This is a genomic window from Cellulomonas persica (assembly GCF_007989825.1).
Taxonomy (GTDB): domain Bacteria; phylum Actinomycetota; class Actinomycetes; order Actinomycetales; family Cellulomonadaceae; genus Cellulomonas; species Cellulomonas persica.
Window position 1 is genome coordinate 139,487 of sequence record NZ_BJUA01000010.1, and the last position, 22,965, is coordinate 162,451.

Consider the following 22,965-nt stretch of genomic DNA (forward strand, 5'->3'; position numbering starts at 1 on the left):
TCGGGTTGAGAGTGACAGAACCACCCCGGCCGTCAGGTGAGACACCGGGTGAGCGGGACAAGACCGCGCACCCGGTCGTCGTCCGTCGCGGGCGCCGACCGGCCGACCCGAACCCAAGCGAAGGATCGCTCGCCACATGGCCAAGATCATTGCCTTCAACGAGGAGGCCCGCCGCGGTATCGAGCGGGGTCTGAACGTCCTCGCCGACACCGTGAAGGTCACGCTCGGCCCGAAGGGCCGCAACGTCGTGCTCGACAAGAAGTGGGGCGCGCCGACGATCACGAACGACGGCGTCTCCATCGCCAAGGAGATCGACCTCGAGGACCCGTACGAGAAGATCGGTGCGGAGCTCGTCAAGGAGGTCGCCAAGAAGACCGACGACGTCGCCGGTGACGGCACGACCACGGCGACCGTCCTGGCTCAGGCGCTCGTGCGCGAGGGTCTGCGCAACGTCGCGGCGGGTGCGAACCCGATCGCCCTCAAGCGCGGCATCGAGAAGGCCGTCGAGGCCGTCACGGCCGCCCTGCTCGCGCAGGCCAAGGAGGTCGAGACCAAGGAGGAGATCGCCGCCACGGCCGCCATCTCCGCCGGTGACACCGCGATCGGCGAGCTCATCGCCGAGGCCCTCGACAAGGTGGGCAAGGAAGGCGTCATCACCGTCGAGGAGTCCAACGCGCTCGGCCTCGAGCTCGAGCTCACCGAGGGCATGCGCTTCGACAAGGGCTTCCTGTCGGCGTACTTCGTCACCGACCCGGAGCGGCAGGAGGCCGTCCTCGAGGACGCGTACGTCCTGCTCGTCGAGGGCAAGATCTCGAACGTCAAGGACCTGCTCCCGCTGCTCGAGAAGGTCATCCAGTCCGGCAAGCCGCTGTTCATCGTGGCCGAGGACGTCGAGGGTGAGGCCCTCGCGACCCTCGTCGTGAACAAGATCCGTGGCCTGTTCAAGTCGGTCGCCGTCAAGGCCCCCGGCTTCGGCGACCGCCGCAAGGCGATGCTGCAGGACATGGCGATCCTCACGGGTGGCCAGGTCGTCAGCGAGACCGTCGGCCTCAAGCTCGACACCGTGGGCCTCGAGGTCCTCGGCCAGGCGCGCAAGATCGTCGTCACCAAGGACGAGACCACGATCGTCGAGGGCTCCGGCCAGGCCGACCAGATCGCCGGTCGCGTCACGCAGATCCGCGCCGAGATCGAGAACTCGGACTCGGACTACGACCGCGAGAAGCTGCAGGAGCGCCTCGCCAAGCTCGCCGGCGGCGTCGCCGTCATCAAGGCGGGCGCGGCCACCGAGGTCGAGCTCAAGGAGCGCAAGCACCGCATCGAGGACGCCGTGCGCAACGCCAAGGCGGCCGTCGAGGAGGGCATCGTCGCCGGTGGTGGCGTCGCGCTCATCCAGGCCGGCAAGACGGCGTTCGAGGGCCTCAAGCTCGAGGGCGACGAGGCGACCGGTGCCGCGATCGTGAAGCTCGCGATCGAGGCCCCGCTCAAGCAGATCGCGATCAACGCCGGTCTCGAGGGCGGCGTCGTGGCCGAGAAGGTCCGCAACCTGCCGACCGGTCACGGCCTGAACGCCGCGACGAACGACTACGAGGACCTGCTGGCCGCGGGCGTCAACGACCCGGTCAAGGTCACGCGCTCGGCGCTGCAGAACGCGTCGTCGATCGCTGCTCTGTTCCTCACCACGGAGGCCGTCGTGGCCGACAAGCCGGAGAAGGCCCCCGCGGCCCCCGCCGGCGGTGGCGAGGACTTCGGCGGCGGCTTCTGAGCCGACGCCGGCCACCGAGCTGAGCACGGTCTGAGGCCCGGGCGCGCGAGCGTCCGGACGCACGACCCAGGACGGGCCGGTCACCTTCGGGTGGCCGGCCCGTTCGTCGTCCCCGGCCCCTGCCGCCGGACAGGGGTGCGCGCTAGTCTCGAGGTCGGTCGCAGGGTCGCGGCCGTGCTGCGAGCACCGGAGCAGGGGGCTTCCGTGACACAGCTGTGGCGCAACTTCTCCGACCTCGTCGCCGTGGTCACGGCCGTCGGGGTCGTCGTCGGGGGCGGGGTCTTCCTCGGCTGCTGGGCGTACCGCGGGACGGAACGGTCGTCGTCCGCGGTATGGCGCTCGGTCGGCGAGGCGCTCGTCGTGGTGTGGGTGCTCGTGCTCGCGGCCGTGACGCTGCGGCCGCTGGCGCACGCCGGCGCGGCGGACGCGCGGCTCGTGCCGTTCGCGGACCTCGGGTCGTCGGGCGACGCGTCGTGGCAGGCGGCGGCCGGGCACGTCGGGGGCAGCGTGCTCCTGTTCGGCGCGGGCGGTGCGCTGCTGGCCGCGCGGCTCGGCTGGGGTCCAGGGCGTGCCGCGCTCGCGACGGGTGCGACGGGGCTCGTCGTCGAGGTCCTGCAGCACGCGCTCGTCACGGGGCGGCGGGCGACGACCGACGACGTGCTGCTGGCGGCGGCCGCGGGGGCGATCGGCGGCCTGCTCGTCGTCGTCCTGGCCCGGATGGGGGACCGACGACGCGCGCGACGGACGGCCGTCCGGGTGGCACCACCCGCCCTGACGGCCCCCACAGCGCGACCGAACGCGGAGCGGGTCCGCACGCGCTAGCGTCGGCGCTGTGCAGGAGACAGCCGTGCAGGAGACCGCTGTGCAGGAGACGCCTGTGCCGGGGACGACCATCACCGTCGAGGGCCGGTTCGAGCACCACCACGCCGCCGAGCGTGGGACCGTCTCGCTCGTCGTCGGCTTCGAGGGTCCGCAGCGCGAGGACGTGGTGCAGCGCGCGACGCACGCGCACGCCCGGATCGTCGACCAGGTGCGGGCGCTGCACGACCCGTCGTCCGGCCCGGTCACGTGGTGGTCCGCGCAGCGCATGAGCGTGTGGAGCCGCCGGCCGTGGAACGACCACGGCAAGCAGCTGCCGTTCGTGCATCACGCGCAGGTCGGGCTCGAGGCGAAGTTCTCCGACCTCGCGCGGCTCGCCGAGTGGGTCGAGCAGGTCGCGGTGCTCGACGGCGTCACGGTGCGCGGGGTCGACTGGACGCTGACGGAGGTCACCCGTACGCGGCTCGTCGCCGACGCGCGTGCACGGGCCGTGGCGGACGCGGTCGAGCGCGCGGGCGCGTACGCCTCCGCGCTGGGGCTGACCGACGTGCGGGCGGTCGCGCTCGCCGAGCCCGGGATGCTCGGCGACCAGAGCCGTCCCGCGGCACCCGAGGCCGTCGCGATGATGCGCGGTGCCGTCGCCGACGCCTCGGGCGGTCAGCTGGACCTCAAGCCGGAGGACATCACGGTCGAGTCCGCGGTCCACGCGCGCTTCGTCGCGAGCTGACCCACCCGAGCGCTCGGCTCGCACTCATGCTCGAGCTCGGCACTCCCAGGCTCGAGCTCGGCATTTCTGCGCGAGATCGGCACTCCGGACTGCCGATCTCGCGCGTGACTGCCGAGCTCGCGCACCGGACGTCGGCGGCGGGTCAGGCGCCGTTGAGCTGGACGTCGGTCTCCGGGCTGCGGCCGCCGTACGGGTCCGCCGGCGGGCCGGCCGGGATGGCGACCGTCGTCTGGTCCAGTCGGACCGGCTCGGGCAGCTCCTCGAAGCGCGACGCGACGGGGCTGGTGCTCGCGACGGGGGTGGTGCTCACGGTGCCTCCTACTGGCGGTACGACGACAGGAAGTTGCCGAGGCGCTCGACGGCCTCGGCGAGGACGCGCGCCTCGGGGAGCGTGACGATGCGCAGGTGGTCGGGCGTGGGCCAGTTGAAGCCCGTGCCCTGCACCAGCAGGATGTGCTCGCTCACGAGCAGGTCGTAGACGAGCCGGGCGTCGTCGTGGATCTCGTGGACCTCCGGGTCGAGGCGCGGGAACAGGTACAGCGCACCGTCGGGGCGCACGCACGTCACGCCCGGGATCGAGGTGAGCCCGCGCCACGCGACGTCGCGCTGCTCGTGCAGCCGGCCGCCGGGTGCGATCAGCGCGTCGATCGACTGCACCCCGCCGAGCGCGGCCTGCAGCGCGTGCTGCGCGGGCACGTTCGCGCACAGACGCGTCGAGGCGAGCAGCTGGATGCCCTCGAGGAAGCCGGCGGCGTGCTCACGCGGTCCGGTCACGACCATCCAGCCCGAGCGGTAGCCGGCCACGCGGTACGTCTTCGACAGCCCGTTGAACGTCAGGCACAGCAGGTCGGGCGCGACGGACGCGAGCGGCGTGTGCACGGCGTCGTCGAACAGGATCCGGTCGTAGATCTCGTCGGCCAGCAGCAGCAGCGAGTGCCGCCGCGCGATGTCGGCGAGGGCGACGAGCGTCTCGCGCGGGTAGACCGCACCCGTCGGGTTGTTCGGGTTGATGACGACGAGCGCCTTGGTGCGCGGCGTGACGAGCGACTCGAGGTGCTCGAGGTCCGGCTGCCAGCCCTGCGTCTCGTCGCACCGGTAGTGCACGGGCTTGCCGTCGGACAGCGAGGTCATCGCGGTCCACAGCGGGTAGTCCGGGGAGGGGATGAGGACCTCGTCGCCCTCGTCGAGCAGCGCCTGCATCACCATGGTGATGAGCTCGGAGACGCCGTTGCCCAGGTAGACGTCCTCGACGTCGAACACCGGGAAGTCCGGGTCGGTCTCGTAGCGCGTGACCACGGCGCGACGGGCCGACTGGATGCCCTGCGACTCGCTGTACCCGTGCGCGGTGGGGATCGCGGCGATCATGTCGCGCACGATCTGGTGCGGCGCCTCGAAGCCGAACGCCGCCGGGTTGCCGGTGTTGAGCTTGAGGACCGCGTGCCCCTCCGCCTCGAGGCGCGCCGCCTCGGTGAGCGTCGCCCCCCGGATCTCGTAGAGGACGTCCTTGAGCTTGGCGGACTGGTCGAGCGGGCGCAGGTGCATGCCCGCAGCGTAGGACCGGCGCGCCCACGCGCGCGGCGCCCGATCGCGTGACCGGATCGGGATCAGGACGAAACACCCCGTTCACGCCCGGGCGCCCCTGTCCGAAACACCCGATCCCTAGCGTCCTGCGACATGGGCACAGGGATGTATACACCTCGGGACACAGCGCGGTGCGCCGCGGTGCCTGGGCCCCCGTCCGGTTCCGCTCGTGAGCTCTTCCCCAGCGAAAGGGTCCCCTCGTGACCAGAACGACTCGCACCACCCGCGCGCTCGCGGTGTCCAGCGGGGCGCTCGTCGCCCTCCTCGCCCTGTCGGCGTGCGGCTCCCGCACCGACGACGAGGCCTCCGGCCCCAGCGCCGAGGGCTCGTGCGTCGAGACCGACGGCGACTCGGTCAAGATCGGCTTCCTCAACTCGCTGTCCGGCACGATGGCCATCTCCGAGCAGACGGTCCGGGACTCGCTCGACCTCGCGGCCAAGGAGATCAACGCCGCGGGCGGCGTGCTGGGCAAGCAGCTGACGGTCGTCGGCGAGGACGGCCAGTCCGAGCCCACGGTGTTCGCCGAGAAGGCCGAGAAGCTCATCAAGTCCGACTGCGTGGCCGCGGTGTTCGGCGGCTGGACCTCGTCGTCGCGCAAGGCGATGCTGCCGGTCTTCGAGGACAACGACGCGCTGCTCTTCTACCCGGTCCAGTACGAGGGCCTGGAGGCGTCACCCAACATCTTCTACACGGGCGCCACGACGAACCAGCAGATCATCCCGGGGATGGACTACCTCAAGGAGCAGGGCGTCACGAAGGTCTTCCTCGTCGGCTCCGACTACGTGTTCCCGCGCACCGCGAACAAGGAGATCATCGCGTACGCCGGTGCGAACGGGATCGAGATCGTCGGCGAGGAGTACGCGCCGCTGGGCCACACGGACTTCTCGACGATCGTCACCAAGCTCAAGGGCTCGGGCGCGCAGGCCGTGTTCAACACGCTCAACGGCGACTCGAACGTCGCGTTCTTCAAGGAGTACAAGAACGTGGGCCTGACGGCCGAGACCGTGCCGGTCGTCTCGGTGTCGATCGCCGAGGAGGAGGTCGGCGGCATCGGCGTCGACAACATCGTCGGCCAGCTCACCGCCTGGAACTACTACCAGACGGTCGAGTCCCCCGAGAACGAGAAGTTCGTCGCGGCGTTCAAGGCCGAGTACGGCGACGACCGCGTGACGTCCGACCCGATGGAGGCGGCCTACACCTCGCTCTACCTGTGGAAGGGCATGGTCGAGAAGGCCAAGTCGTTCGCGGTGGCCGACGTGCAGGCCGCGGCCGACGGCGTCTCGTTCGACGCCCCCGAGGGCACCGTCACCGTCAACGGCGACAACCACCACATCGCGAAGACCGCGCTCATCGGCAAGATCGACGCCGACGGCCTGATCTACCCGGTCTGGGAGTCCGACGGCCCGATCGAGCCGGACCCGTTCCTCGAGGGCTACGAGTGGGCCGAGGGGCTGTCCTGACCCGCTGAGCCCCACCCCTGACGGCGGTGGTCCGGTGCTCCTCTCCGTGCGCCGGGCCACCGCCCCCCAGCCGTTCGCCGCCCACCGGCGGCAGGCCGCGTCCGACGAGGGCGCAGGAAGGACGCGGGTGCATGGATGCCCTGGTCTCACAGCTCTTCGCCGGGCTGAGCCTCGGGTCGGTGCTGCTCCTGGCAGCGCTCGGCCTCGCGCTCACGTTCGGGCAGATGGGCGTCATCAACATGGCGCACGGCGAGTTCATGATGGCGGGCGCGTACACGGCGTTCGTCGTGCAGAAGGTCGTCGCCGACGCGGGCGTCTCGCTGCTCGTCTCCCTGGTGATCGGGTTCCTGGTCGGGGGCCTGCTCGGCCTGCTCCTCGAGGTCACCCTGATCTCCCGGATGTACCACCGGCCGCTCGACACGTTGCTCGTGACGTTCGGGGTCGCGCTCGTGCTGCAGCAGCTCGCGCGGGACGTCTTCGGCGCCCCGAACGTCGACGTGCGCGCCCCGGCCTGGCTGTCGGGCGCGGTGCAGGTGCTCGGGGTCGGGGTGCCGAGGACGCGCTTGTTCATCCTCGCGCTCGCGGTCCTCGCGGTCGTCGCGATGGCCCTCGCGCTCAAGCTGACGCCGCTCGGCCGGCGGATCCGCGCGACGGTCGCCAACCGCGACCTCGCGGAGACCGCGGGCATCTCGACGCGCGCCACGGACCGGCTCACGTTCTTCCTGGGCTCGGGCGTCGCGGGCGTCGCCGGGGTGGCGCTCACGCTGCTCGGGTCGATCGGGCCGACGCTCGGGACCGCCTACATCGTCGACGCGTTCCTCGTCGTCGTGGTCGGCGGCATCGGCCAGCTCAAGGGTGCGGTGATCGCCGCGTTCGGGCTCGGCCTGCTGCAGGCCGGGATCGAGTACTCGTCGACCGCGAGCATCGCCAAGGTGCTCGTGTTCGTCATCATCGTCGCGTTCCTGCAGGTCAGGCCGCAGGGTCTGGTCGCCGTCCGGACGAGGAGCCTCGCATGAGCGCCCTGTGGTCGAACGAGCGGGCGCGCCTGCTCGTCGGGATCGGTGCGGCCGGTCTCCTGCTGTTCGTCGTCGCGCCGAACGTCCTGTCGGACTTCCGCCTCAACCTGCTGGCGAAGTTCATCTGCCTCGCGATGGTCGCGGTCGGGATCGGCCTCGCGTGGGGCCGTGGGGGCATGCTCACGCTCGGCCAGGGCGTGTTCTTCGGGCTCGGCGGCTACCTCATGGCCATGCACCTCAAGCTCGCCGACGCCGGCCCGGACGGCGTGCCGGACTTCATGCTGCTGTACGGCGACGGCACCGTGCCCGCGTGGTGGGAGCCGATGCGCAGCCCGGTCGTGACGATCCTCGCGATCCTGCTCCTGCCCGCGGGCCTGGCTGCCCTGCTGGGGCTCGCGGTGTTCAAGCGTCGCGTGCGCGGCGCGTACTTCGCGATCCTGTCGCAGGCGCTCGCCGCCGCGTTCGTGATCCTGCTCATCGGCCAGCAGAAGGTCACCGGGGGGACCAACGGGCTCAACGGGTTCCGGTCGTTCTTCGGGTTCTCGCTGGCCGACCCGGTCAACAAGGAGATGCTGTACTACATCGCCGCCGGGACGCTGCTGGTGATGGTGCTGACCGTGCGGCTGATCATGCGGTCGCGCTACGGCGAGCTGCTGGTGGCGGTGCGCGACCAGGAGAACCGGGTGCGGTTCCTCGGCTACGACCCCGCGCTGGTCAAGGTCCTCGCGTACACCGTGGCGGCGCTGTTCGCGGCGATCGGCGGGGCGCTGTTCGCGCCGGTCGTCGGGATCATCTCGCCCGCCGACGTGGGGGTGGTCCCGTCGATCGCGTTCCTCGTGGGTGTCGCGATCGGCGGCCGCGCGACGCTGCTCGGCCCGGTGATCGGGTCGCTCGCGGTCTCGTGGGCGGAGACGAGCCTGTCCGAGCGGTTCCCGTCGTTCTGGACCTACTTCCTGGGCGGGCTGTTCATCCTCGTCGTCGCGTTCCTGCCGGACGGGCTGGCGACGGTCGGGCGCCTGCGGCTCGGACGGCGGTCGTCGTCCGACGAACCCGCCGGCCCGGACACGTCCGACGAGCCCGCCCCCGCCGACGACGAGCACGACGAGGCCACCGCGACCGCGGGGAGGACCGCATGACGACGCACCCAGCCACGCCCGCGCCCGACGAGGGCGCGCAGGTCCAGCTCGACCCGCAGGCGCTCGAGGCGGTGATCGCCGCACCCGGCGAGCGGTTCCGGCACGACTACCTCGAGGTGCGCGGACTGCGCGTCGAGTTCGACGGGTTCGTCGCGGTCGACGGCGTGGACCTCACCGTCACGCAGGGTGACCTGCGGTTCCTCATCGGCCCGAACGGCGCCGGCAAGACGACGATCGTCGACGCCATCACCGGGCTCGCCCGCTGCTCGGGCTCGGTGCAGTTCGGCCGCGTGGAGCTGGTCGGGAAGCCCGCGCACCAGATCGTGCGTGCCGGGGTCGGGCGCACGTTCCAGACCGCGAGCGTGTTCGACGAGCTGTCGGTGCTGCAGAACCTCGACATCGCGGCGGGCTCGCGGCGCGGGCTGCCGACGCTCCTGCGGCGCCGCCGGTCGGTCCCCGAGGAGGTCGAGCAGGCGCTCGAGACCATCGGGCTCACCGCGCTCGCGGACTCGCCCGCCGGGGTGCTCGCGCACGGGCAGAAGCAGTGGCTCGAGATCGGGATGCTCCTGGTCCAGGACGCGCACCTGCTGCTGCTCGACGAACCCGTGGCCGGCATGAGCCACGCCGAGCGCGAGCAGACCGGGCTCCTGCTGCAACGCATCGGCGAGCAGCGCACGGTCGTCGTCGTCGAGCACGACATGGAGTTCCTGCGGACGTTCGCCTCGTCGGTCACGGTGCTCCACCAAGGGCGTGTGCTGTCCGAGGGGACGGTCGCGCAGGTGCAGGCCGACCCGAAGGTCGTCGAGGTGTACCTGGGCCGTGGCGCGGGTGCGCGCGGCTCCGCGACGGAGGTGGAGTGATGCTGCGACTGACCGGGGTGCACGTGGGGTACGGCCGCACGTCGGTGGTGCACGGCGTCGACGTCGAGGTCGAGCAGGACTGCGTGACCGCGGTCATGGGCCACAACGGCGCGGGCAAGACGACGCTCCTGCGTGCCGCCGTCGGGCTGCTGCCCGTGCGCAGCGGCACCGTGCTGCTCGCCGGAGAGGACGTGACGAGGCTGCGGCCGCACCAGCGCGTGCGGCGCGGGCTCGCCTACGTGCCGCAGGGGCAGCAGTCGTTCGGCACGCTCACCGCGCGCGAGAACCTGCAGCTCGTGGCGGACGGCGCGGGCGCGGCGGGCAAGGCGCGCATGGACTCGGCGCTCGACCTGTTCCCCGCGCTGCGTGAGCTGCTCGGCCGGCGTGCGGGCCTGCTCTCTGGCGGGCAGAGGCAGCAGCTCGCGATCGCGCGCGCCCTCATCACGGGGCCGCGCGTGCTGATCCTCGACGAGCCGACCGAGGGCATCCAGCCCAACGTCGTGCAGGAGATCGAGGACGCGATCACCGCGCTGACGGCGGCCGGGGGGCTCGCGGTCCTGCTCGTCGAGCAGCACGTCGGGTTCGCCCTGTCCGCCGCCGCGCGCTACTACGTGCTCGAGTCCGGGCGCGTGACCAGCGAGGGTGCCGGTGGGCTCGAGCGGGAGGGCGACGTCCGTGCGGCGATGGCGTTGTGACGGGGGCGCGCAGGCCGGTCGGTGGTCCGAGGGGCGCGCGAGGGCGAGGACTAGGCTCCATGTCCATGAGCACGGGTCCGCGTCCTGACGTGGCCGACGCGACGAACGCGCCGACGGACGGTCGGTCGCTGCGCGAGGTGGTCTACCACCGGCTGCGCGACGAGATCCTCAACGGGCGGATCAGCCCGCGTGAACGGCTCACCGAGCCGAAGCTCGGCAAGACCTTCGACGTCTCCCGCACGCCCGTGCGCGAGGCCCTGTCCCGGCTGCTGTCCGACGGGCTGATCGAGCGCACCGACTTCGGGTATGCCGTCGTCGTGCCGTCGCTCGAGGACCTGCGCAACCTGTACGAGCTGCGGATCACGCTCGAGCTGCGCGGCATCCAGCGGGCGATCGAGAACCCGTCCGTGCAGCACGACGAGGCCGCGCTGCGCTCCGAGCTCGAGTTCTGGGTCGGGCTGCGCGCCGCGCCGCCCGACCCGGACCCGTCGTTCGTGCTGCTCGACGAGCGCTACCACCAGGTGCTGTCGGCCTCGTCGGGCAACGCGCAGCTCACCGAGGCGCTCGTGACCGTGAACCAGAAGATCCGCGCGGTGCGCATGCACGACTTCGTCGAGACGTCGCGCATCGCGACGACGATCGACGAGCACGTCGAGATCATCGAGCTGGTCCTGGCCCGGCGGCTGCCCGAGGCGCTGACGGCGCTGCACCAGCACGTGGGCGAGTCGCTGGAAGTGGTCATGGAACGCGCGACGAGCGCCATGACCCGCATGGCCCTGGCGGGCTGACCCCCACTCCCTGCGCACGACCCAGGCCCTCGCCCACCTCGCCGCGCGAGGTCGTCAGCAACTCGGTGCGTCGTCAGTTGTCGCTGACGACCGACCCGTTTGCTGACGATTCCGCCGAGGAGCGGCGGGCTCGCTGTGAGCCGGGGCGGGTCGGGGCGGGTCGGGGTGGGCTCGGGGTGTAACGCGGCGTTCATCTCGGTGGGTCCGGGCCGAAACATCCGCTTCGTACCGTTCGGGATACGGGGGTGTATACGCCCCGGACCTGCAACGGGAGCGACGGGAGGGGCACCGTGGGGCGCACGCTGCTCGTCGCGAACCGGGGAGAGGTCGCGGTGCGCATCCTGCGGACCGCCCGACGGCTGGGCTGGCGGACCGTCGCGCTGTGCACCGTCGACGACGTCGCAGCACCGCACGTGCGTCTCGCGGACGACGTCGCGCACCTCGGCCCGGACCCGCGCGCCTACCTCGACGCCGGCCTCGTCCTCGCCGCCGCGCGGCGCTCCGGCGCGACAGCGGTGCACCCCGGCTACGGGTTCCTGTCCGAGGACGCGGCGTTCGTCGCGTGCGTCGAGGCGGCCGGGCTCACGTTCGTCGGACCGACGACGGCGCAGGTCGCGACCTTCGGGGACAAGCTCCGGGCACGGCACGCGGCGCGCGCGGCCGGCGTCCCGCTGCTCGCGGCGTCGGACGCGCTGACGGACCTCGACGAGGCCATCGCCGCCGCCGACCGGATCGGCTACCCCGTCATGGTCAAGGCCGTCGCGGGCGGCGGCGGGCTGGGGCTGCGACGGTGCACGACGCCCATCGAGCTCATCGCGGCGGTGCAGGACGTGCGCCGCGTGGGCAGCGAGCAGTTCGGCAACCCGGCCCTCTACGTCGAGCGGCTCGTGCGCCGCGCGCGGCACGTCGAGGTCCAGGCGTTCGGCGACGGGCGTGGTCGGGTCGTCACGCTCGGGGACCGCGACTGCTCGGTGCAGCGCCGGCACCAGAAGGTGGTCGAGGAGGCGCCCGCACCCGGCCTCGACGACGGCCTGCGCGCGCGGCTCGTCGGCTGGGCGCGCGATCTGCTCGCCGCGCAGGCGTACCGCAGCGCCGGGACGGTGGAGTTCGTCGTCGACCTCGACCGTGGTGACGCCGCGCTGCTCGAGGTCAACGCGCGCCTGCAGGTCGAGCACACCGTGACCGAGGAGGTCACGGGCGTCGACCTGGTCGAGTGGATGCTGCGGCTGGCCGACGGGCAGGACGTGCTCGCGGGCGTGCCCGACGACCTGCCGACGAGCGGGCACGCGATCCAGGCGCGCGTGTACGCCGAGGACCCGCGGCGCGGTGGGCTGCCCAGCACGGGCACGCTCACGCACGTGACGCTGCCGCCCGTGCGCGTCGACGGCTGGGTCGAACCCGGCCAGCACGTCACGCCGTTCTTCGACCCCCTGCTCGCGAAGGTCGTCGTGCACGGACGCGACCGCGCGCACGCGCTCGCCGAGGCGCGCGACGTGCTCGCGGCGACGCGCATCGAGGGGGTCGCGACGAACCTGCCGCAGCTGCGCGCCGCGCTGGCCGACGAGCGCGTGCGTACGGGCGCGCTCGACACGGACCTGCTCGCGGACGTCCACGACGACGAGCCGTGGGTCGAGGTGCTGCGCGGCGGCGACATGACGACCGTGCAGGACTGGCCGGGCCGGCGCGGGCTGTGGGAGGTCGGGGTGCCGCCGTCCGGGCCGATGGACGACCTGTCGTTCCGGCTCGGCAACCGTGCGGTCGGCAACGACGAGGGCGCGCCCGGGCTCGAGTGCACGTTCACCGGCCCGCGGCTGCGGTTCAGTCACGACGCGACGGTGTGCGTGACCGGTGCACCGGCGGTGGTGACGCTCGACGGCCGGCCGATCCGGCAGTGGGAGCCGGTGCGCGTACCCGCCGGGTCGGTGCTCGACGTGGGTGCGCCCGAGCACGCGGGGCTGCGCACGTACGTGCTGCTGCGCGGCGGCCTCGACGTGCCGACGTACCTGGGCTCGGCCGCCACGTTCACGCTCGGCGGTTTCGGCGGCTACGCGGGCCGTGCGCTCGCGGCGGGCGACGTGCTGGTCCCGGCCGACGCGCGTGCGGCCGACTCGCCTGCGGCCGGCGGCGGCGCGGTGCGGCCGGACCTCGGGATGCCCGCGGCCGTGCCCGTCGAGCTGCGACCGCGGTTCACGCGCACGTGGCGGATCGCCGTGCAGGAAGGCCCGCACCCCGCGCCGGACTTCCTCACGCGCGAGGACATGACGACGCTGCTCGGCGCGACGTGGCACGTGCAGGCGCACGCGAACCGCACGGGCGTGCGGCTGTCCGGGCCGCGCCTGCGCTGGGCACGCCCGGACGGCGGCGAGGCGGGCCTGCACCCCTCCAACGTGCACGACACCCCGTACTCGGTGGGTGCGCTCAACATCAGTGGTGACACCCCGATCCTGCTCGGCCCCGACGGGCCGTCGCTGGGCGGCTTCGCGTGCCCGGTCACGGTCGTGTCCGGGCACCGCTGGAAGCTCGGCCAGATCCGTCCCGGCGACACGGTCCGCCTCGACCCCGTCCCGACGCGCACCGCCGAGCGCCTGCGCACCGACGACCGCCTGCGCGGCGCAGCCTCCCTGCCGCCCGGCCTGGTGACCGGCACCGACGGCGACGACGGCGTGCTCGCGGTGGTCCCGGGCGACGCGAACGACGCGCTGGGCCGCCCGCGCGTGCGCTACCTGCGCGGCGGCGACGACCACGTGCTCGTCGAGTACGGTCCGCCGGTGCTCGACCTCGGCCTGCGGGTGCGGGTCCACGCGCTCGCGGAGGCGCTGCGCGGCCGGGTCCGCGACGGGCTCGTCGGCGTGGTCGACGTGACGCCCGGCGTGCGCAGCCTGCACGTGCACGTCGACCCGGCGGCGCTCCCGGTACGCACGCTCGTCGGGGTGCTCGTCGAGCTCGAGCACACGCTGCCGCACACCGACGACCTCGTCGTGGCGTCCCGGCGCGTGCACCTGCCGCTGTCGTTCGACGACCCGGTGGTCTCCGCCGCCGTCGAGCGGTACGTCGCGGGCGTGCGTCCGCACGCGCCGTGGCTGCCGTCGAACGCCGAGTTCGTGCGTCGGGTCAACGGGCTGGACGCGGTCGACGACGTGCTCGCGACCATGACCGCCGCGGAGTACCTGGTGCTCGGGCTCGGCGACGTGTACCTGGGTGCGCCGCTTGCGGTCCCGTTGGACCCCCGGCACCGGCTGCAGACGACGAAGTACAACCCGGCGCGCACGTGGACCGCCGAGGGCACGGTCGGGCTGGGCGGGCAGTACCTGTGCGTGTACGGGATGGACTCGCCGGGCGGGTACCAGATCGTCGGGCGGACCGTGCCGGTGTGGTCGACGTTCGCGCAGCACGGGTCGTTCGAGCCGGGCGTGCCGTGGCTGCTGCGGTGCTTCGACCGGATCGTCTGGCACCCGGTCACGCCCGACGAGCTGCTGGACCGGCGCGCCGAGCTCGCCGCCGGGCGGCGCACGCTCGACATCGAGGACGGCTGGTTCTCCGCCCGCGAGCACCGCGAGCGCCTCGAGGCGGACGCCGACGAGATCGCGCGCGTCACCGCTCGTCGGGCCGCGTCGTTCGCGGCGGAACGGGACCGGTGGGCGCTCGCGGGTGAGCTCGACGCGCCCGACGAGGCCGCGACGGCACCGCCGGTCAGCGCCCCACGCCGCCGCGCGCCCGAGGGCTGCGTGCTCGTCGAGGCGCCGATGGTCGGCTCGGTGTGGCGCATCGACGCGCGCGTCGGCGAACGCGTGCGAGCAGGGGAACGGCTGGTCGCGCTCGAGGCCATGAAGCTCGAGCTCGCCGTGCCCGTGCCCGTCGACGGGCGCCTCGTCGAGGTGCTCGTCGAACCGGGTCAGCAGGTCGCGCCCGGTGAGGCGCTCGCCGTCGTGGCGGTGGGCGCATGACGCCACTGTCACCGACGCCGCGGGTAGCGACGCCGCAGACCCCGCCGCCGCCGGTACCGAGGACGACCAAGGAGAGCCCGTGCACCTGACGCCAGGCGACACCGAGAAGCTGCTGCTCGCCGTGGCGGGCATCGTCGCGCGCGACCGGCTCGCGCGCGGCGTGCGGCTCAACTACCCGGAGACCGTCGCGCTGCTGACCACGTGGGTCCTGGAGCGCGCCCGCGAGGGGCGGTCGGTCGCGGACCTCATGGTCGAGGGACGCAGCGTGCTGGGCCGCGACGACGTCATGGACGGGGTCGCGGACATGCTGCCCGACGTGCAGGTCGAGGCCACCTTCCCCGACGGGCGCAAGCTCGTCACCATCCACGAGCCGATCGCCTGAGGGGGCAGCCGACATGGCAGGCACGACGACGAGCGGGCCGGGCGCGATCCGGCTCGCCCCGGGCCGTGAGGACGAGCCCGTGGTCCTCAACGCCGACCGCGCGCCGCACGAGCGGATCACGCTCGTCGTCACGAACACGGGCGACCGGCCCGTGCAGGTGGGTTCGCACGTGCACCTGCCCGATGCGAACACGGCCCTGGCATTCGACCGGGACGCCGCGCACGGCTTCCGGCTCGACGTGCCCTCGGGGACGTCGCGCAGGTTCGAGCCGGGCGCCTCGGCGGTGGTCGCGGCGGTGACGCTGCGCGGCGCGCGGCGGGTACCGGGCATCCAGCGCGACAAGGCGGACGGCGGCGCGCTGGGCGCGGTCGGCGAGCCGACGTCCTCGTCGGACGCGGGTGCGGCGGCTGCCTCGTCGGACGCGGTCTTGTCGGGGACGGGGGACTGAGGCGTGGTCGAGATCTCGCGTGCGCGGTACGTCGCGCTGTACGGCCCGACGACCGGCGACCAGGTGCGCCTCGCAGACACGGACCTGTGGATCGAGGTGACCGAGGACCGCACGTTCGGCGGCGAGGAGGCGGTGTTCGGAGGCGGCAAGTCGATCCGCGAGTCGATGGCGCAGGGCGTCACGACGCGCGCGGCAGGCGCGCTCGACACGGTCGTCACCAACGCGACCGTCCTGGACTGGTGGGGCGTCGTGCGGGCGGACGTCGGGATCCGCGACGGCCGGATCGTCGCGCTCGGCCGTGCGGGCAACCCGGACGTCGCCGACGGCGTGCACCCCGACCTGCACATCGGCCCGTCGACCGACGTGATCTCGGGCGAGGGTCGGATCCTCACCGCCGGCGGCATCGACTCGCACGTGCACCTGCTGTCCCCGTCGCAGGTGCACGAGGCGCTCGCGACCGGCCTGACGACGATCGTCGGCGGTGGCACGGGCCCGTCCGAGGGCTCCAAGGCGACCACGGTCACCCCGGGCGCGTGGCACCTGGGCACGATCCACCGCGCGCTCGACCCGCTGCCCGTCAACGTGCTGCTGCTCGCCAAGGGCAACACCGTGTCCGACGAGGGGCTCGACGAGCAGGCGCTCGCGGGTGCAGCGGGCTACAAGGTGCACGAGGACTGGGGGTCGACGCCCGCCGCGATCGATGCGGCGCTGCGGGCCGCGGACCGGTGGGGGCTGCAGGTCGCGCTGCACTCGGACTCGCTCAACGAGGCGGGGTTCGTCGAGTCGACGCTCGCGGCGATCGGCGGGCGGGGCATCCACGCGTTCCACGCCGAGGGTGCGGGCGGCGGGCACGCGCCGGACATCCTCACGGTCGCGTCGCACGCGAACGTCATCCCGGGCTCGACCAACCCGACGCTCCCGCACACCGTCAACACCGTGGCCGAGCACCTCGACATGCTCATGGTCTGCCACCACCTCAACCCGCACGTGCCGGAGGACCTCGCGTTCGCGGAGTCGCGGATCCGGGCGACGACGATCGCCGCCGAGGACGTGCTGCACGACCTGGGGGCCATGTCGATCACGTCGTCGGACGCGCAGGCGATGGGCCGCATCGGCGAGGTGGTCACGCGGACCTGGCAGGTCGCGCACGTCATGAAGGCCCGACGAGGAGCGCTCGGCTCGGACGAGCCCGCGGACAACCTGCGCGCACGCCGGTACGTCGCGAAGTACACGATCAACCCCGCGATCGCGCACGGCATCGACGCGCACGTGGGGTCAGTCGAGCCCGGCAAGCTCGCGGACCTGGTGCTGTGGGAGCCGAAGTTCTTCGGCATCCGGCCTTCGGTGGTCCTCAAGGGCGGCGCGATCGTCTGGGGTGCGCTCGGCGACCCGAACGCCTCCATCCCGTCGCCGCAGCCCGTGCTCATGCGCCCCGCGTTCGGGGACGCGATCGCGCCCGAGCTGTCGGTCACGTTCGTCGCCCCGGCCGCGCTCGAGGACGGGCTCGCCGCGCGGCTCGGGCTGCGGCGCACGCTCCTGCCCGTCGCGGACACGCGCGGCATCGGCAAGGCCGACATGCGCCTCAACGACGCGCGACCCCGCATCGACATCGACCCCGAGTCGTTCGCGATCGACGTCGACGGCGAACGCATCGAACCCGCACCCGCCGACCGGCTGCCGCTCGCGCAGCTCTACACGATGTTCTGAGAGGACCCGCCGTGACCGCCGTGCACCCGCCGACGAGCGTGCTGTTCGCGCTGCTCGCGGACGCGCGCCTGCCCACGGGCGGGCACACGCAGTCCGCGGGGCTCGAGCCAGCGCTGCTCGCGGGGCTGGCCGTCGCGGACGTGCCCGGGTACATCGGTGGGCGGCTCGCGACCGTCACCCGGACCGAGGCGGCCGTCGCGGTCGTCGCGCGGCACGTGGTGCTGGGGGATCCCGACGAGCGCGTGGCCGGGCTGCGGGCCGTCTGGCAGGCGTGGGCCGCGCGCACCCCGGCGCCCGCGCTGCGCGAGACCTCGCAGCGGCTCGGCCGCGGCTACCTGCGGCTCGCGCACCGGCTGTGGGGCGCGCACCCCGCGGTGGTCGCGCTCGACGCAGCCGTCGTCGCCGAACGCACGCGCCCGTCCGCCGAGCGCCCGGCCGGCCCGGTGGGCCGCAGCGACCGCGGGCAGCCGCCGCGTCCGCTCGTCCTGGGTGTCGTCGGGGCGTGCGTCGGGCTCGACGCGCGGCAGGTCGCCCAGCTCGTCGGGTACGACGACGTGCAGACCATCGCCTCCGCGACGCTCAAGCTCGCGCCGGTGGACCCGGCCGACGCGACCGGCTGGGTCGTCGCCGCCGCGCCGACCGTCGAGGCCATGGCCGCGCGCGTCGCGCACCTGACCGACCCCGACGACATCCCCGCATCCGGTGCGCCGCTCCTCGAGGAGTGGGCGCAGCAGCACGTCCGCCGCACAGAGAGGCTCTTCAGTGCCTGACCACACGCACGACCACCAGCCCGCCCCCGCTCCGGGGCAGCCGCACGACCACGCCCACGACCACGCGCACGCCCACGCGCATGCGCACGACGACGCGGTTGCGCAGGCGCGCGGCCACATCGCCGCGCCGACGCGGTCGCTGCGCCTCGGTGTCGCGGGACCGGTCGGGACGGGGAAGAGCTCGCTCATCGCGCTCGTGTGCCGCGAGCTGTCCGGCGAGCTCGCGCTCGGCGTCATCACCAACGACATCTACACCGACGAGGACGCGCGCTTCCTGCGCTCCGCGGGCGTGCTCGACCCCGAGCGCATCCGCGCGGTGGAGACCGGCGCGTGCCCGCACACCGCGATCCGCGACGACGTGACCGCCAACCTTCTGGCGGTCGAGGACCTCGAGGAGGACTTCGCGCCGCTCGACGTCGTCCTGGTCGAGTCCGGCGGCGACAACCTCACGGCGACGTTCTCCCCGGCGCTGGTCGACGCGCAGATCTTCGTGCTCGACGTCGCCGGGGGAGGCGACGTGGCGCGCAAGGGCGGGCCGGGGATCGGGCGCGCCGACCTGCTCGTCGTCAACAAGACGGACCTCGCCCCGTACGTGGGCGTCGACGTGCCGCAGATGGTGGCCGACGCGACCACCGCCCGCGACGGCCGCCCCGTGCTCGCGCTGTCCCGGCACGACGCGGCGTCGGTCGAGGCGCTCAAGGACTGGGTGCGCGTGATGCTCGCCGCCCACCGCGCCGGCGCGCACGTGCCGCAGGACCCCGGCCCCATGGCCCCCCACTTCCACGCCGACGAGGACCACCCCGCCGGCGGCATCCTCCACAGCCACGCCTGACCATGCCCACCCGCCCCACCGCTCCCGCGCCTGCTGCCCGCAGCGCGCCCCCCGCCGAGGCCGCCCGCCTCGCCGCTTCGTCGGCCGTGCGAGGCGGTTCGTCGGCCGTGCGTCGGGTCGTCGCTTCGCGACGACGAAGCGCTGCCGGAGCGACGAACCGGCGCAGGCGTGCGGTGGTGGCGGGGTGAGGACGGTCGTCGAGGTCGCGCGGGCCGGTCGCCGGGTGCGGTGCGTGCTGCGCGCCGGGCACCTGGCGCCGCGCGTGCTCGAGCAGTCCGGCGACCGGGTGCGCATCGCGCTCGTCGCGACCGGCGCGCTGCTGCTCGGCGGCGACCACGTGCGCGTCGAGGTGCGCGTGGGCGACGGCGTGGCGGTCGAGCTCGTCGAGACGTCGGGCACCGTGGCGTACCACGGGCGCGGTCTGGCCTCGTCGTGGAGCGCGGACGTGCGCGTCGGGCGTGGTGCGTCGCTCCTGTGGGACGCGCTGCCGTTCGTCGTCTCGGACGGCGCGGACGTCACACGCACGACGAGCCTGCACGTGCACGACGAGGGTGCGGCGCTGCTGCGCGAGACGCTCGTGCTCGGGCGCGACGGTCAGCGCGGCGGGCTGCTGCGGTCCGCGACCCGGGCGGTCGTCTCCGGTCGTGACCTGCTCGTCGAGGAGCTCGACCTCACGGGCGGGCACGCCGTCCCCGGCGTGCTGGGCGATGCGCGCGTCGTGGACTCGGTCCTGCTCGCAGGGGCCCGCCCTCCTGCCGCCGACGAGCCGCGCGGCGTCGTCGTGCTCGACCTGCACGGCCCGGGCGCGCTGGCCCGCGCGGTCGGCACCGCCGCCCACGTCGCGGACGCGGGCGCGCTCGTCGACACCTGGCGCCCCGTGCTGCGCGCCCGCCCCGCGACTCCCGAACCCGACGACCACCCCTGTGACCCCGACCAGCCCACCGGCACGACCGGCGACGACGACAGGAGCACGCCATGCATGTCCCCGACCACGTGATCGACCCCGGCACGAGCATCGCGACCGCCATGGTCGCGGGTGCCGTGCTCACCCACGCCGTCCGCCGCGTCCGCGCCGACGCCACGCGCGAGCAGGTCGCGCTGACCGCCGTCGCGTCGGGGTTCGTGTTCGCGGCGCAGATGGTGAACTACCCGGTCGCGCCCGGCACGAGCGGGCATCTCATCGGCGCGGCGCTCGCGGCGGCGCTCGTCGGGCCGTGGCTCGGGGCGCTCGCGGTGACCGCCGTGCTCGTCGTGCAGGCCGTGCTGTTCGCCGACGGCGGCATCACCGCGCTCGGCGTGAACGCGCTGCTCATGGCGGGCGTCGGGACGCTCGTCGGCTGGTCAGTGCAGCGCCTCGTCGCGCGGCTCGCCGCGCGCGTGCCGGACGTCGGGCGTGTCGCTCTCGCCGCGGCGGGCGGGGCGCTCGCGTCGGTCCCGGCCGCGGCGCTCGCGTTCGTCGGCCTGTACGCCGTGGGCGGCACGGCCGACGTCGGGATCGGCGCCGTGACCGCCGCGATGCTCGGCGTCCACGCCGCGATCGGACTCGGCGAGGCGCTGGTCACGGGCGTGGTGGTCGCAGCCGTCGCCGGGCTCGCCCCGGGGCTCGTCGCCCTCGACGCCCGCCCGCGTGCGCGCACGGCCGTGCGCCGCGGTGTGCTCGCGCTGGGCGTCGCGTCCGTCGTCACCGCCGGGGGCCTGTCCGCGCTGGCGGTCGGGACGCCGGACGGCCTGGAATGGGCGGCGCAGCGCGTCGGCTTCGTCGACTCGTTCGGTGCCGCGCTCGTCGAGACCCCGCTCGCCGACTACGGCGCGGTCACCGGTGTCCCCGGCGGTGTGGCGGGCCTCGCGGGCGTCGTCGCGGTCGCGGTCCTCGTCGCGCTCGGCCTGCGCCGCGCCTCGACCGTCCCCCGGGGCGGTCCGGTGAGCTAGAAGCCCAGGGCGTGCTGGGTGGCCAGGAGGGTCTGGGCCGAGTGCTGCAGCTGGTCCTCCTCGACGGGGGTGGTCGACACCTCCGGCACGTACTGCACCCCGCCCGCACCGACGACGCTCGGCACCGACAGCGCGACGCCGTGCAGCCGGTGCAGGCCGTCGTGCACCGTGCTGACCGGGAGGACGGCGTGCTGGTCGCCGAGGATCGCCTCGACGATCCGCGCGCACGCGAGCCCGATCGCGAGGTTCGTCGCACCCTTGCCGTCGATGATCCGGTAGGCCGCGTCGCGCACGTCCTGCGTGATCGCGTCGAGCTCGTCGGGCGTGAACCGGTGACCGTCGGGGGAGACCCAGTCGAGCACGGGCGTCGTCCCGATGCGTGCCTGCGACCACAGCGCGAACCCGGTGTCCCCGTGCTCGCCCACGATGTCGGCGTGCACGCTGGACGCGGAGACGAGCGCACGATCGGCGACGAGACGGCGCAGGCGGGACGTGTCGAGCACGGTGCCCGACGAGAAGACGCGCGACGAGGGCAGACCGGTGATCTGCTGCGCGGCGACCGTGAGCACGTCGCACGGGTTGGTCACGATGCAGATGACCGCGTCGGGTGCGTGCTCGAGCAGGATCGGCAGCAGTCGCTCGAGCAGGCGCACGTTGGTCCCCGCGAGGTCGAGCCGGGTCTGCCCGGGCTTCTGCTTGGCGCCCGCGGTGATGACGACGAGGTGCGAGCCGTCGATGACGTCGGGGTCCGCGCCGCCGACCACGCTGCCGCCCGTGAACCACGTGCCGTGCGCGAGGTCGAGCACCTCGGCCTCGACCTTCGGGCGGTCGATGTCGTACAGCGCGACCGTGCGGGCCGAGCCGCGGATGAGCGCGGCGTACGCGACGCTCACGCCGACGCTCCCGGCACCGACGACCGTCAGCCGGGAGTTCTCGATCCTGGCCATGCGGCCACGCTAGACCCGGCCCCGCAGACGGGCACGACGAGCAGGAGCGCCGGGACGGGCGGGCGGCCGGCGCACGGGCCGGCGCCCCGCGTCAGTGACGGTCGCGTGCGCGGACGCGCAGACCGCTCGCGCGCAGCCGACGCACCAGCTCGCGCGTGCCCACCGGGACGGCGCCCAGCGCGACGAGCTCGTCGTACCGCTCGTCGGGCACGTCGTAGTGGTCCAGGTCGAACGCGCGCGGCGGGATGCCCGCACGGGCCGCGAACGCGTGGAGCTCGTCGAGCGAGGAGTCGCTCACGAGGTGCGACCACAGCCGCTCGTGGCGCGGCCACAGCGGAGGGTCGACGAGGATCACGAGCTCGCGGGCCTGCTCTGCGCGCCGCCGCCGGCCTCGTCGGACCGGGCGTCGGACGGGGTGTCCACGGGGTCCGGGGCGACGAGCGCGCTCGCCGCGGCCTCCGCGTCGTACTTCGCGATCTCCTTCTCGAGGCGCTGCAGCTCGGCCTCGACGTTCTGCCGTGCCGGCTCCTCCCAGCCCGCGCCCATCGGCGACGAGAACAGCGAGGGACGGGCCAGGAGCTTGCGCAGGATGCGTGCCCGCGACCGGGCGTAGTCCGCCGCGGGGACGTGCGAGTACTCGGCGCGCACGTCGTGCAGGTACGCCTTGTAGCGCTGCGGTTCGCTCGCGAGCATCGCGAGGTCCGCGTCGCACAGGACTGCGCAGTCCGGGTCCTTCGGGTTCGGCGCGTGGCGCACGAGCGCGGTGACCAGGTCGTGCACGCGCATCGCGTTGTGCTCGGGCACGCCCAGCCCGACGAGCTCGTCGTACGCGAGGCGCGCGCTCGCGGCCTCGTCCTCGCCGCCCTTCGCGGCGTACGCCTTGCGCTCCGCGGAGTCGAACACCGCGCCGTGGTACCAGGCGGCGAGCCGCACCAGGTCCGGCTCGTGGCTCTCCGCGTCGAGCTCGTCGACGCGCACGAGCACCTCGACGAGGTGCTTGACGTTGTGGAAATGACGGCCCGGCGACAGCCACCGCTCGAGCAGACGCTCGGCGACGGCGCGGATCTCCTGCGGGGTCGCCGTGGCTCCCGCCCCGACGACATTGCGGACGAATGCGGGCACCAGCCAGGCAGGCGCTTCGAGGACGCCCATGACCACCCTC

22 protein-coding genes are annotated in these 22,965 nt (G+C 73.7%); 17 read left to right on the plus strand and 5 right to left on the minus strand.

From position 1 onward, the window contains the following. Nucleotides 1–136: 136 nt before the first annotated feature. The 3 genes from groL to CPE01_RS11495 all read left to right on the plus strand — a co-directional run bounded on the left by groL (nt 137) and on the right by CPE01_RS11495 (nt 3,308). Nucleotides 137–1,762 carry a chaperonin GroEL gene (gene groL / locus CPE01_RS11485; RefSeq protein ID WP_146806827.1) on the plus strand — a complete coding sequence of 542 codons (1,626 nt, stop codon included), beginning with the start codon at nt 137–139 and terminating at the stop codon, nt 1,760–1,762. Nucleotides 1,763–1,966: 204 nt separating this feature from the next. Next, complete coding sequence (locus CPE01_RS11490) at nt 1,967–2,584, plus strand: VanZ family protein (RefSeq protein WP_146806828.1); 618 nt, start codon at nt 1,967–1,969, stop codon at nt 2,582–2,584. Between the two features lie 10 nt (nt 2,585–2,594). Then, entirely contained in the window at nt 2,595–3,308 is a 714-nt protein-coding gene (locus CPE01_RS11495) for an SIMPL domain-containing protein (RefSeq protein ID WP_246783886.1), read from the plus strand. 142 nt (nt 3,309–3,450) lie between these two features. On the opposite strand, the gene CPE01_RS11500 is transcribed toward CPE01_RS11495, so the two are convergent. Continuing rightward, nucleotides 3,451–3,618 carry a heme biosynthesis protein HemY gene (locus tag CPE01_RS11500; RefSeq protein WP_146806831.1) on the minus strand — a complete coding sequence of 56 codons (168 nt, stop codon included), beginning with the start codon at nt 3,616–3,618 and terminating at the stop codon, nt 3,451–3,453. An 8-nt stretch (nt 3,619–3,626) separates the two neighbouring features. Continuing rightward, nucleotides 3,627–4,850, minus strand: coding sequence for a pyridoxal phosphate-dependent aminotransferase (locus CPE01_RS11505; RefSeq protein WP_146806832.1), 1,224 nt, complete (start codon nt 4,848–4,850; stop codon nt 3,627–3,629). Between the two features lie 239 nt (nt 4,851–5,089). On the opposite strand from CPE01_RS11505, the gene urtA reads away from it, so the two are divergent. The 14 genes from urtA to CPE01_RS11575 all read left to right on the plus strand — a co-directional run bounded on the left by urtA (nt 5,090) and on the right by CPE01_RS11575 (nt 20,856). Beyond that, nucleotides 5,090–6,349, plus strand: a complete 1,260-nt coding sequence (gene urtA, locus CPE01_RS11510) for an urea ABC transporter substrate-binding protein (RefSeq protein ID WP_146806834.1) — start codon at nt 5,090–5,092, stop codon at nt 6,347–6,349. A 131-nt stretch (nt 6,350–6,480) separates the two neighbouring features. Then, complete coding sequence (gene urtB, locus CPE01_RS11515; RefSeq protein WP_146806836.1) at nt 6,481–7,365, plus strand: urea ABC transporter permease subunit UrtB; 885 nt, start codon at nt 6,481–6,483, stop codon at nt 7,363–7,365. Continuing rightward, nucleotides 7,362–8,501: an urea ABC transporter permease subunit UrtC gene (urtC, locus tag CPE01_RS11520; protein WP_146806838.1), complete on the plus strand. Its 1,140-nt coding sequence runs from the start codon at nt 7,362–7,364 to the stop codon at nt 8,499–8,501. Before urtB ends, urtC begins: the two co-directional genes overlap by 4 nt. Beyond that, complete coding sequence (urtD, locus tag CPE01_RS11525) at nt 8,498–9,361, plus strand: urea ABC transporter ATP-binding protein UrtD (RefSeq protein WP_146806840.1); 864 nt, start codon at nt 8,498–8,500, stop codon at nt 9,359–9,361. The genes urtC and urtD overlap by 4 nt, the downstream gene beginning before the upstream one ends. Next, entirely contained in the window at nt 9,361–10,056 is a 696-nt protein-coding gene (urtE, locus tag CPE01_RS11530) for an urea ABC transporter ATP-binding subunit UrtE (RefSeq protein WP_146806841.1), read from the plus strand. The genes urtD and urtE overlap by 1 nt, the downstream gene beginning before the upstream one ends. 65 nt (nt 10,057–10,121) lie before the next feature. Continuing rightward, nucleotides 10,122–10,844, plus strand: a complete 723-nt coding sequence (locus CPE01_RS11535) for a GntR family transcriptional regulator (protein WP_246783887.1) — start codon at nt 10,122–10,124, stop codon at nt 10,842–10,844. A 290-nt stretch (nt 10,845–11,134) separates the two neighbouring features. Further along, nucleotides 11,135–14,788, plus strand: a complete 3,654-nt coding sequence (uca, locus tag CPE01_RS11540; RefSeq protein ID WP_146806845.1) for an urea carboxylase — start codon at nt 11,135–11,137, stop codon at nt 14,786–14,788. Nucleotides 14,789–14,867: 79 nt separating this feature from the next. Then, entirely contained in the window at nt 14,868–15,170 is a 303-nt protein-coding gene (locus CPE01_RS11545; protein WP_146806847.1) for an urease subunit gamma, read from the plus strand. Nucleotides 15,171–15,183: 13 nt separating this feature from the next. Continuing rightward, nucleotides 15,184–15,618, plus strand: a complete 435-nt coding sequence (ureB, locus tag CPE01_RS11550; protein ID WP_146806849.1) for an urease subunit beta — start codon at nt 15,184–15,186, stop codon at nt 15,616–15,618. 3 nt (nt 15,619–15,621) lie between these two features. After that, the gene (locus CPE01_RS11555) at nt 15,622–17,325 is read left to right on the plus strand and encodes an urease subunit alpha (protein ID WP_146806851.1); all 1,704 of its coding nucleotides are present in this window, start codon (nt 15,622–15,624) and stop codon (nt 17,323–17,325) included. A gap of 11 nt (nt 17,326–17,336) precedes the next feature. Continuing rightward, nucleotides 17,337–18,095, plus strand: coding sequence for an urease accessory protein UreF (locus tag CPE01_RS11560; RefSeq protein ID WP_246783888.1), 759 nt, complete (start codon nt 17,337–17,339; stop codon nt 18,093–18,095). Nucleotides 18,096–18,213: 118 nt separating this feature from the next. Further along, the gene (ureG, locus tag CPE01_RS11565) at nt 18,214–18,927 is read left to right on the plus strand and encodes an urease accessory protein UreG (RefSeq protein ID WP_146806895.1); all 714 of its coding nucleotides are present in this window, start codon (nt 18,214–18,216) and stop codon (nt 18,925–18,927) included. 184 nt (nt 18,928–19,111) lie between these two features. Continuing rightward, complete coding sequence (locus CPE01_RS11570; RefSeq protein WP_146806853.1) at nt 19,112–19,924, plus strand: urease accessory protein UreD; 813 nt, start codon at nt 19,112–19,114, stop codon at nt 19,922–19,924. Beyond that, nucleotides 19,903–20,856 (plus strand): energy-coupling factor ABC transporter permease, encoded by a 954-nt coding sequence (locus CPE01_RS11575; protein WP_146806854.1) that lies wholly within the window; start codon nt 19,903–19,905, stop codon nt 20,854–20,856. The genes CPE01_RS11570 and CPE01_RS11575 overlap by 22 nt, the downstream gene beginning before the upstream one ends. Here the strand turns inward: CPE01_RS11575 and CPE01_RS11580 are convergent. The 3 genes from CPE01_RS11580 to CPE01_RS11590 form a co-directional block, all read right to left on the minus strand. Beyond that, entirely contained in the window at nt 20,853–21,803 is a 951-nt protein-coding gene (locus CPE01_RS11580; protein WP_146806856.1) for an L-lactate dehydrogenase, read from the minus strand. The two genes, CPE01_RS11575 and CPE01_RS11580, sit on opposite strands and share 4 nt — an antisense overlap. 91 nt (nt 21,804–21,894) lie before the next feature. Beyond that, entirely contained in the window at nt 21,895–22,158 is a 264-nt protein-coding gene (locus CPE01_RS11585; RefSeq protein WP_146806858.1) for a DUF4031 domain-containing protein, read from the minus strand. Further along, complete coding sequence (locus tag CPE01_RS11590; RefSeq protein WP_246783889.1) at nt 22,155–22,955, minus strand: HD domain-containing protein; 801 nt, start codon at nt 22,953–22,955, stop codon at nt 22,155–22,157. Before CPE01_RS11590 ends, CPE01_RS11585 begins: the two co-directional genes overlap by 4 nt. Between the last annotated feature and the right edge of the window lie 10 nt (nt 22,956–22,965).

Coding starts and splice junctions, on each gene's coding strand:
- groL (WP_146806827.1), top strand. CDS start 137: ATGGCCAAGATCATTGCCTTCAACGAGGAGGCCCGCCGCGGTATCGAG.
- CPE01_RS11505 (WP_146806832.1), bottom strand. CDS start 4,850: ATGCACCTGCGCCCGCTCGACCAGTCCGCCAAGCTCAAGGACGTCCTC.
- urtB (WP_146806836.1), top strand. CDS start 6,481: ATGGATGCCCTGGTCTCACAGCTCTTCGCCGGGCTGAGCCTCGGGTCG.
- urtC (WP_146806838.1), top strand. CDS start 7,362: ATGAGCGCCCTGTGGTCGAACGAGCGGGCGCGCCTGCTCGTCGGGATC.
- urtD (WP_146806840.1), top strand. CDS start 8,498: ATGACGACGCACCCAGCCACGCCCGCGCCCGACGAGGGCGCGCAGGTC.
- urtE (WP_146806841.1), top strand. CDS start 9,361: ATGCTGCGACTGACCGGGGTGCACGTGGGGTACGGCCGCACGTCGGTG.
- CPE01_RS11535 (WP_246783887.1), top strand. CDS start 10,122: ATGAGCACGGGTCCGCGTCCTGACGTGGCCGACGCGACGAACGCGCCG.
- ureB (WP_146806849.1), top strand. CDS start 15,184: ATGGCAGGCACGACGACGAGCGGGCCGGGCGCGATCCGGCTCGCCCCG.
- CPE01_RS11575 (WP_146806854.1), top strand. CDS start 19,903: ATGCATGTCCCCGACCACGTGATCGACCCCGGCACGAGCATCGCGACC.
- CPE01_RS11580 (WP_146806856.1), bottom strand. CDS start 21,803: ATGGCCAGGATCGAGAACTCCCGGCTGACGGTCGTCGGTGCCGGGAGC.
- CPE01_RS11590 (WP_246783889.1), bottom strand. CDS start 22,955: ATGGGCGTCCTCGAAGCGCCTGCCTGGCTGGTGCCCGCATTCGTCCGC.